The sequence below is a fragment of the Listeria farberi genome (assembly GCF_014229245.1).
GTDB classification, from domain to species: domain Bacteria; phylum Bacillota; class Bacilli; order Lactobacillales; family Listeriaceae; genus Listeria; species Listeria farberi.
Genome location: NZ_JAARZJ010000035.1, coordinates 1 through 5,989, shown reverse-complemented (window position 1 = coordinate 5,989; position 5,989 = coordinate 1). Strand labels below are relative to the sequence as shown.

Genomic DNA, 5,989 nt, shown 5'->3' with positions numbered 1-5,989 from the left:
TCATTGCTTTTCGTCTTCTTCTTTGTTCAGTTTTCAAAGGTCAATTTCTTTTGCTGCTAAAGCGTTTGTCCGTATCAGCAACGTTTATAAATATACCAAGATTTTTGCCTTTCGTCAATACTTTTTATGAAGTTTTTATAATAAATATGGAATTATTTTTCCTGCTAAAGTTTTATAAGCTTCTCCCAACTCACTTGTTTCATTATAGATAGCTGATGTATAGCCATTTTTATTGCCATCTGGTTGTTCGATTGGCAATTGAATTAAAAGTTGTGTTGCTAGGTCAGCAGCAACTTTTTCTCCACCACCTTGTCCAAATATCTTTAAAACATGCCCATTTTCAAGTTTGAGGTAAGACATATTTTCAATTATACCAATAATGTTATGGTTGTTTTTTGCGGCCATATACCCAGCACGTGAGGCAACTGACGCTGCAGCAAAATGTGGTGTTGTAACAATGAGTTCATTGCATTTTGGTATTAAGGTGTGGATATCTAAAGCCACATCTCCAGTCCCAGGTGGTAAATCGATTAACAAATAATCTAATTCTCCCCATCTCACTTCTTCTAAAAACATCTTTATCATTTTCCCTAACATCGGACCGCGCCAAATAACTGGTTCGCCAGACTCTACAAAGAAATCCATCGAAATCATTTGAATACCATTTGTTTCTACGGGGATGATTTGGCCATTTTCTTTACGCGGAGACTCTGTTACTCCAAGTAATACCGGGATACTGAAACCATATATATCTGCATCTAGTAAGCCTATTTTTTTACCTTGGCGTGCGAGAGCAATCGCTAGGTTAGCAGCGACTGTTGATTTCCCAACGCCTCCCTTACCACTTGCTATTGCTAAAAATTTAGTTTGACTAGTTTCTGCAAGAATATTATCTCTTGCTTGAAAAATGCGATCAATTACTGCAGCAGGTAAGTATTCAAGTTCAATATTGATTTCTTTTACACCGAATTGCGTTAGAAGTTCTTCTATATTATGAACAAAATGGTCTGTTTCTATCGCTGGATCTGCTAAAGCAATTTTAATATTTGCGCTTTCCTCAAGGGCTTGTACTTCTAATACGCCTTCTGTTTCTTCCAAACTAGCCTCCAAAACAGGATCTTGTAGGCGATATAATAATCTAGTAATTTGTTGTTCATTTAACATATTTACAAATCCCTCCATAAATGAATGCGCTGACATAATGAATATTATAGCATGCCTCCTTCTTTTTTTCACATATTCATTGTTTTAGTTCTTTCCTTTATGCTATAAATAATTTCACAAATTTTACACATTTAGAAAATCATCGTTGAAGCTATATGTACCAACCCTTCCAAAAGTTTGTCTTCGTTTCGTCATCGAATTGTAATAGAATAATTTCTTTATTTCTTGCTAAAATAAGCGCAGATATAGTAAAAAGGAGTGCGTTTGATTTTGGAAAGAAAGTTCATAAAACCAGGAATTATTGTGCTTATCGTGGCATTTTTAGTAATTTCTTTAAATGTTGGAGCAGAAACGAGTAATTCAAAAGTTGCTCAAAAATCATTAACTTCTTCACAACAAGCTTTCATTGACGAGATTCTACCTGCTGCAGAAGAAGGTTACCGAGATGGCAAACTTTTGACTAGCGTAACGCTTGCCCAAGCTATTTTAGAATCTAATTGGGGCGAAAGTGGTTTAAGCAAGAACTCTAATAACTTGTTTGGCATTAAAGGGAAATTTGAAGGGAAATCTGTTTCCATGGGTACAATGGAAGCATCTGGGGCAACTACGGCAAATTTCCGAGTTTATCCGAGCTGGAAAGAGTCAATTGATGACCATACTGATTTAATTACCCAAAACGCTCGCTATCAAGGTGCTGTAGGCGAAACTGATTACCGTAAGGCCCTACAAGCGATAAAAGATGGTGGTTATGCCACTGATCCTAACTATGTTTCTAAACTAGTTGCTATTATTGAACGATATAATCTAGATCAATATGATATTGTCTACGATAAAATTGAGCACCAGAATAAAATCGCAGCGATAGGTACAGTAGCTGCAAATAAAGAACAAGAAACTATTTGGTCTGCGCCATTTAACACTACTAACTCACAGGAAATAGGAGAATTGACGAACTATACAAATCGCAATTTAGAAATTTCTTGGGAAGCGAAAACAGAAAAAGGTTTGTGGTATTTTATACGTGAAAACAATAAAGACATCGGCTGGGTAAATAGTTCGGCGCTTACTTTGAGTTATCATCAAAATAACGATGAAAATGTAGATACAACAAAATATGTAGATGATTTAAATGCTCATATTTATCGTTTACCTAATCCGGAACAGCAGTTTGACAATGGTACAATTGCAAAATATGACCGAAAAGCACTTCACGCTGATAAGAAAATAACACGCGATGGTTATGCGTGGTTCCGTCTTTCCGAAAGTAACAAAGTAATTGGCTGGGTTCGCTCAGATAAACTAAACGACCGTTTATACGATCGTATCACTGAACAAATTAGCTTTGATGGTTATGCAACCGTAAGTAAAGCAGCAACCGATAATGTTTGGAGTGCTCCTTTTAATACAAAAGACGCGGAAAAACTCGGGTCTCTTAGTGACTATGATACTTCAAAACTTGAGTTAGTAACACGTGCCAAAGTTGGCAATACGCTATGGTATGAATTCAAACTAGAAGGCGAAATAGTTGGTTGGGCTAGTGAAAAAGACTTAAACATCATTTACACACCTGAATCTGAAAAACCAACGACCCAAGTAGCCTACTTAAAAAATCCTACAGCAATGCTCTACAACAAACCAGTTGAAGCACCAAGCACTCAAACAAAAGCGGTTGGGTTCTATTATGGTAAATTGCTATTAGTAGACAAAGAAGCGACAATCCAAGCCGAACAATGGGTGCATATTAAAGAAAATAATAATTCCCTTGGTTGGGTTAAAGCAACAGACATTCAAAATTAAAAAAGAGTCCTCAGATACACACTGAGGACTTTTTTCATGTATTAAATATTTATTTTGCGACTTGCCATCCATTTAACCATTTCTGGATCCGCATGGGAGAAAAATTGACTTTCCCCTTGGTTAAGCGTCGCAATTGCAAGCTTATCTTCTTTTGCTAGTTCAAAATCAAATACATCTAAATTTTCTGCCATTCGTTCCGGCTTTACAGATTTAGCTAAAACAATAATATCTTGTTCGATTAACCAGCGTAAAATCACTTGTGCTACTGATTTCCCGTATTTTTTGGCAATTTTAGTCAAAATCGGATTAGTAAAAATATCATTTTTCCCTTCCGCAAAAGGAGCCCACGCTTCAACAGCCACGCCTTCTTTTCGTAATGCTTCAATATTCTTTGTTTGTTGTTGGAAAGGGTTGATTTCGATTTGATTAACTTGAGGTGTTGTATCATTGAAGGCTGCTAAATCAACCACCCGGTCTACACCAAAATTCGAGACACCAATAGCTTTAATTTTACCTTGAGCTTGTAGTTCTTCCATCGCCATCCAAGCACCGTACACATCATTATATGGTTGGTGAATTAGTAATAAATCAATATAATCTAGCCCAAGACGTTTTAATGAGCGATCAAATGAGCTCATGACTCCTTTATAACTAACATTTTCCACCCAAATCTTTGTTGTGATAAATAACTCTTTGCGCTCCACACCAGATGCGGCTATCCCGCGCCCTACCGCTTCTTCATTCATATAACTTTGCGCAGTATCAATATGACGATACCCAGCAGCAATCGCCTCTTTGACCGCTTGTTCCGCTTCACCAGCATCAGTAATTTGGTACGTTCCAAAGCCAAGAATAGGTACTTCTACACCATTATTTAATTTTACTGTTTTCATTTGAAAATCCTCCTCTTATATTTAAAATTTGTCCCGTTCCCATAATTTTTCTACGTTATCTGCAGTTAGTTCGCCTGTCTTAAACTGGGCAATGTGACTATCGTACGTATCGATTTTATATACAAGTAAATCTCTCACTTGTTTCATCTCAGCTAGTTTTTCGTCTAATTCTTTTAGTTGGTCAATTAAAACTTGTTTTTGCGCAACTTCGACATTCTCTGTTTCTCTTAGTTGGGCAAGTGTTGCAAACTCTATTAACGACTCCACCGACAACCCCGCATTCCGCAGATTCTTCACAAGATAAACCCAGTTCAAGTCGCTTGTCTTATAGTCTCGGTAGCCACTTTCATTACGATGGACAGGCGGAATAACTCCAACCCGCTCATAGTAGCGTAATGTATCGACCGTAAGCCCAAACATCTCGGCTGCTTGTTTGATATTCATCATCAATCACCTCACTTCGTCTTTACATATTAAATTATAAACCCTGGAGTTCACACCAAGGCAAGGATTATAGGTTTATTTTTTTGAGGAAAGAAAAAACTCTCTGCGGGTGAGAGAGTTTTATTTGTTTAGTAGGATAATTTTTTGAATGTATTTGGGGTCTATTTGTCCCGGTGAGGTTTCTTGGATTGGGTAATCCTTGGTTAAAATGATTTTTACGTTGTCGTTTTTGTTTAGTTCGGTTAGTTTTATTTTGTTTCCGTTTTTGTCGTAACATTTGTCTGCTATGTCAAAACGTATGGCGGATTCCGGATTATCCTTATCATTTTTCTCTTTGAAATTGTTAATTAAAATTGCATTCGTTTCTACTTGCTCTATTGTCCCTGTTGCTTCTGTATATTCTATTTTTGTTTGTTTTTCGGCGGTGGAGCATCCTGTTAGTACTACGGTTATACATAAAATAAAAATGATTGAGGTTTTTTTCATAAGGTTTCTCCTTTTTATTTTAAGTGCTGTATGTAAATGTCTTATTTTTAATTATTAATAGTTCTCTGTCTCTTAAAACCAACTTTTCTGGTGTTAAAATTTCTATGGCTAATTCTGTTTTATTCGTCAAAGGTAAGTTTTCTTCGCCGTTCCATGAAGTGTATAGTTCAAAGGTATTGCTTTCTTTACTAGCTTTTATAATGTAATCGTGTAGTATTTTCAAACTTTTAGATTCCTAATCATTCTTTTGCTCTTCGCCTTTTAACGGTAATTTCCCTTCACTTATAGCGAGTTGGAAATTGCAGGTTGGGTTAAAATGTTTGGAGTCCCTCTTTCATAATGGTGTAACTCTTTCTAGCTGGAGTAGATTGAGAGATGTGGTTTTTAGTATTCGAAATAGCATAGCTCTAAAACATTTCCGATTATTTAGAGTTCATCCTCTCTGTTTTGTTAGTATTCAAAATAACATAGCTCTAAAACCACATTGGACAATATTTTATACAAATTTCTGTTTTGTTAGCATTCAAAATAACATAGCTCTAAAACCGAAGCTGTGCAACACCACGTTAGGCGCAAGTTTTGTTAGCATTCAAAATAACATAGCTCTAAAACGTGAAGCTGATAGAGTAAATCCTAGTCCCAGTTTTGTTAGCATTCAAAATAACATAGCTCTAAAACTCACTGGCGTGAGATAGCAAACAGACCTCGGTTTTGTTAGCATTCAAAATAACATAGCTCTAAAACGCCTCGCGGGAAATAAATACTATCCATGACGTTTTGTTAGCATTCAAAATAACATAGCTCTAAAACCGAAGCTGTGCAACACCACGTTAGGCGCAAGTTTTGTTAGCATTCAAAATAACATAGCTCTAAAACTTCAGCTGATTACTTATTAGTGCTGGCGTTGTTTTGTTAGCATTCAAAATAACATAGCTCTAAAACCTCGTAGAATTTTTTATTCTCCTAGATTTCGTAATCGCGCCACTTATCCATAGCAAGATTTCAATTTTGAATACTTATTTTATGGTTCATATAAAATCTATTTAGTTTTCAAAGATCATTTGAAATTTATATTCCTTTTTCCACTTGTAAAAAATAATCTGAATCTAGAATAACTTGCGAAAATCCTTCTACTTTTCGAGGTTCAACAAATAAAACTTTTACTTGGTTTAACGAGATATAGCGCCTTAGCTCTAGTAACTCAT

The 5,989-nt window shown here is 35.9% G+C and carries 5 protein-coding genes, 1 pseudogene and 1 CRISPR repeat array; of the genes and pseudogenes, 1 reads left to right on the top strand and 5 read right to left on the bottom strand.

From position 1 onward, the window contains the following. Positions 1-135: 135 nt before the first annotated feature. Positions 136-1,164, bottom strand: coding sequence for an Mrp/NBP35 family ATP-binding protein (locus HCB45_RS14905; protein WP_185620424.1), 1,029 nt, complete (start codon positions 1,162-1,164; stop codon positions 136-138). Positions 1,165-1,434: 270 nt separating this feature from the next. Between HCB45_RS14905 and HCB45_RS14900 the strand changes: the two genes are divergently transcribed. After that, positions 1,435-2,961 carry a GW domain-containing glycosaminoglycan-binding protein gene (locus HCB45_RS14900; protein WP_185319808.1) on the top strand — a complete coding sequence of 509 codons (1,527 nt, stop codon included), beginning with the start codon at positions 1,435-1,437 and terminating at the stop codon, positions 2,959-2,961. A gap of 41 nt (positions 2,962-3,002) precedes the next feature. On the opposite strand, the gene HCB45_RS14895 is transcribed toward HCB45_RS14900, so the two are convergent. The 4 genes and pseudogenes from HCB45_RS14895 to HCB45_RS14880 all read right to left on the bottom strand — a co-directional run. Continuing rightward, positions 3,003-3,854, bottom strand: a complete 852-nt coding sequence (locus HCB45_RS14895) for an aldo/keto reductase (protein WP_185620423.1) — start codon at positions 3,852-3,854, stop codon at positions 3,003-3,005. 21 nt (positions 3,855-3,875) lie between these two features. After that, a complete protein-coding gene (locus tag HCB45_RS14890; RefSeq protein ID WP_185620422.1) occupies positions 3,876-4,298 on the bottom strand; it encodes a MerR family transcriptional regulator in 423 nt (140 codons plus the stop codon). A 120-nt stretch (positions 4,299-4,418) separates the two neighbouring features. Then, entirely contained in the window at positions 4,419-4,784 is a 366-nt protein-coding gene (locus tag HCB45_RS14885) for an outer membrane protein assembly factor BamD (protein WP_185319806.1), read from the bottom strand. Between the two features lie 378 nt (positions 4,785-5,162). Further along, positions 5,163-5,726: a CRISPR direct-repeat array (repeat unit 36 nt; unit sequence GTTTTGTTAGCATTCAAAATAACATAGCTCTAAAAC). Positions 5,727-5,852: 126 nt separating this feature from the next. After that, positions 5,853-5,989, bottom strand: a pseudogene (locus HCB45_RS14880) (type II-A CRISPR-associated protein Csn2); the annotation flags it as partial.

Bases quoted from the DNA above. Each gene is read 5' to 3' on its own strand.
- HCB45_RS14895 (WP_185620423.1), bottom strand. From the start codon at position 3,854: ATGAAAACAGTAAAATTAAATAATGGTGTAGAAGTACCTATTCTTGGC.
- HCB45_RS14890 (WP_185620422.1), bottom strand. From the start codon at position 4,298: ATGAATATCAAACAAGCAGCCGAGATGTTTGGGCTTACGGTCGATACA.
- HCB45_RS14885 (WP_185319806.1), bottom strand. From the start codon at position 4,784: ATGAAAAAAACCTCAATCATTTTTATTTTATGTATAACCGTAGTACTA.
- HCB45_RS14905 (WP_185620424.1), bottom strand. From the start codon at position 1,164: ATGTTAAATGAACAACAAATTACTAGATTATTATATCGCCTACAAGAT.